The sequence below is a fragment of the Arthrobacter sp. Hiyo1 genome (assembly GCF_001263615.2).
In the GTDB taxonomy this organism is placed as follows: Bacteria; Actinomycetota; Actinomycetes; order Actinomycetales; family Micrococcaceae; genus Arthrobacter.
On the sequence record NZ_DF952476.1, the window covers coordinates 160,256 to 163,236 of the forward strand.

The 2,981-nt window shown below is 65.6% G+C and carries 2 protein-coding genes and 1 pseudogene; 1 reads left to right on the forward strand and 2 read right to left on the reverse strand.

Translation table 11 applies throughout. The features are described from left to right. Positions 1–713, forward strand: a 713-nt coding sequence (locus tag AHiyo1_RS21185) for an MFS transporter (protein ID WP_113990734.1), incomplete at its 5' end; no start/stop codon positions are given. Positions 714–794: 81 nt separating this feature from the next. Here AHiyo1_RS21185 and AHiyo1_RS21190 read toward each other — a convergent pair. Both AHiyo1_RS21190 and AHiyo1_RS21195 read right to left on the reverse strand, forming a co-directional pair. Then, a pseudogene (locus AHiyo1_RS21190) lies at positions 795–2,086 on the reverse strand (MFS transporter). A 28-nt stretch (positions 2,087–2,114) separates the two neighbouring features. Continuing rightward, positions 2,115–2,981 (reverse strand): M20 metallopeptidase family protein (locus tag AHiyo1_RS21195; protein ID WP_059389902.1); only part of this gene is annotated, 867 nt, incomplete at its 5' end.

A 2,981-nucleotide genomic window follows, 5' to 3' on the forward strand; every position in this document is an offset into this window, starting at 1 on the left:
CCTACCCCGTCTTCGCGGCGGCCGGGCACTGGACCTCGGCGCTGTGGTTCTGGGCGCTGCCCGCCGCCGTCGTACTTTTGCTTTTCCTGCCGCTGGCGATCCGCCAGCACCCCGTCCGCCACAACGCGGCCGACGGCGGTGCGAACGTCTGGCGTTCCGCCGTCGCCTGGCAGGTCACCGCCTTCATGGTGTTGCAGGCGATGATGTCCTTCAGCGTGTTCGCCTGGTTGGCGCCGATCCTGCGTGATCGCGGGATCGACGGCGGGACGGCCGGCTTGATCGTGTCCGTGTCGATTGTCCTGCAGATGCTTGGTTCGTTCGTTGCTCCGGGGCTAGCGGCCCGGTTCAAGGATCAGCGCGTCATCAACACCGTGGTGGCGCTCATGACCGGGGGTGGCTTTGCCTTGAGCATTTTCGGCCCCACGGACCTGATCTGGGTGTGGACCGGACTGTTGGGCCTTGGCCAGGGGAGCCTCACGGCCGTGGCGTTGACCATGATCATGCTGCGTACCCGCGATTCGCACACCGCCGCGCACCTTTCGGGCATGATGCAGGGCGTCGGCTATGGCTTGGGCTCCACGGGAACGCTGATGGTCGGCCAGTTGCACCAAGCGACCGGTGGCTTCGCCGCAGCCGGCATCCTGTTCCTCGTGGTGGGGTCCCTGGCGGCCTTCTTCGGGTTCCGCGCCGGTCGGAACCGCTACGTCGGCTAGCCCGACTGACTCGCAGTTGTTGTCGTTTTCAGGGCTCAAAACGACGTTAACTGCGAGTCAGTTGGGTCCGAACGGGGGAGGTTAGTGCGTCAGGTCCTTGCCCTTGGTTTCCGGGATCATGAAGGCGAACGCGATACCGATGGCCAACAGGATCACGGCGTAGACGTTGAACATGTTGGCTTGGCCGATGCTGCCGAGCCACGTCTGCAGGTACGGGGCCGTCCCGCCGAAGACCGCAACGCAGATGGAGTACGGGACGCCGACGCCGACGGTGCGGATCTTGGTCGGGAACAGTTCGGCGTACACGGCCGGGACAATCGAGGCGCTGCCGGCAATGAAAAACAACATCACGGACATCGAAACGGCAAGCTGCCAAGGGGAGTCCTTCAGGAGCCACGTCATGGGGAAGTGCAGCAACGCCGCCCCGGCGGAACTCACGATCAGCACGGGCTTGCGGCCGATGCGGTCGGACAGCTTGCCCCAGAACGGCAGCGACGCGATGAACGCGACGTTGCCGATGACGCCGGCCCACAAGGCTGCGCCACGATCCATCTTGAGACTGCTGGCCGCGTAGCTCGGCGCCACGACGCCCCAGATGTAGTAGACAACGGTGAGGCCGACGGTCAGCCCGATAACCTGCAGGGCCTGCTTGCGGTATTTGACGATCTGCGGCCACATGGGCTCGCGCTTTTCCGTCGGAGCTTCGGCTTGGAACGCCTCGGTCTCCTTCATTTTGGCCCGCATGACCAGGGCGTAGATGCCCAGGGCACCTCCCACCAGGAACGGGATGCGCCAGCCCCAGGCGTTCATGTCGGCCTTGCTCAGCACGCCGGTCAGGATGGCGCCCAGCAGGGTCCCGGCGAGGATGCCGGCTGTGCCGGAGGTGTAGATGAGGGTCGCCCAGAAGCCGCGCTTTTCCTTGGGCGCCATTTCGGACAAATACGTTTGCGACGACGCAGCTCGCCACCGTGGGCGAGGCCCTGGATGAGGCGGGCCACCAGGAGCATGACGGATGCCAGGGCCCCAACGGCCTGGAATGTCGGGGCGATACCGATCAACAGGCTGCCGACAGCCGCGAGGCCGACGGCGATGGTCATGGACGTCTTGCGGCCGATCCGGTCGCCGATCCAGCCGAAGACGAAGCCGCCGAACGGCCGGGCCACGAATCCGACGGCGAAGATCGCCAAGGTGGAGAGGACCGCGGACGTGGGGTCGGCGCTGCTGAAGAGCGCGCTGGCGATGAAGGGCGAGAACGTGGCGTAAATGGCCCAGTCGTACCATTCGACGGCGTTGCCGATGCCGGTGCCGATGAGGGTTCGCAGATGGGACTTGTGAACCTGGGCTGTGGCTGAAGCGCCTACGGTTGCGGTCATGTCTTGCTCCAAGGTCTGGGGGTGGTGGTTAGTTGCCGGCGGCGAGGGTGGCGATACGGGAGACCGCGAGCTCTGCGTAGAGCGCCGCACCATCGGACAGGACGCCGTCGTCGAACGTGGCATAGGGAGAGTGGTTGAACGGTGAGGTGGTGTGGTCCACGCCCCGCGGCACGGCGCTGAGGCCCACGAAGGTTCCCGGAACTTCGGCCAGGACCCGGGAGAAATCCTCCGAGCCACTGATCGGCGTGGCCCAGCGGGAGAGCCGGGAATCGCCGAACATTCCAGATATGACACCCTCTGCGGTGTGCGTCTCGTCCTCGTCAGTGACGGTCATGGGGTATTCGCCGCGGTAGTCGACGTCCACCTCAAGGCCGTGCGCGGAGGCAATGCCCTTGAGGAGCTGCGGAATCGCAGTCATCATCCGCTCGCGGGAGGCGTCGGAAAACGTGCGGATGGTGGCTTCGAAACGCGCGGATTCGGGGATGACGTTGCGCTTGGTACCTGCCTGAAGCACGCCCACGGTCAGGACTACGGGATCGAACATGTTGAACTGACGCGTGATCATGACCTGCAGCGCCGTCACCATTTCCGCGGCCGCGGTCACGGGGTCCTTGGCCGAATGCGGCGCCGAGCCATGGCCGCCGGCGCCCAGGACCGTGACGAAGAGTCCGTCCGAGGCGCTCATCATCACGCCAGCTTTGGTGCAGAATTGGCCATACGGTTCCAGGGAGGAGAAGACATGCATGCCGTAGGCGGCGTCAACACGGCGGCCTGCGGCGTCCAGGACGCCTTCGCGGATCATGTGGCCCGCGCCGTCGAAGCCTTCCTCGCCGGGCTGCAACATGAGGACGACGTCGCCGGCCAGCTGGTCGCGCCGCTCGGCCAAGAGGGTTGC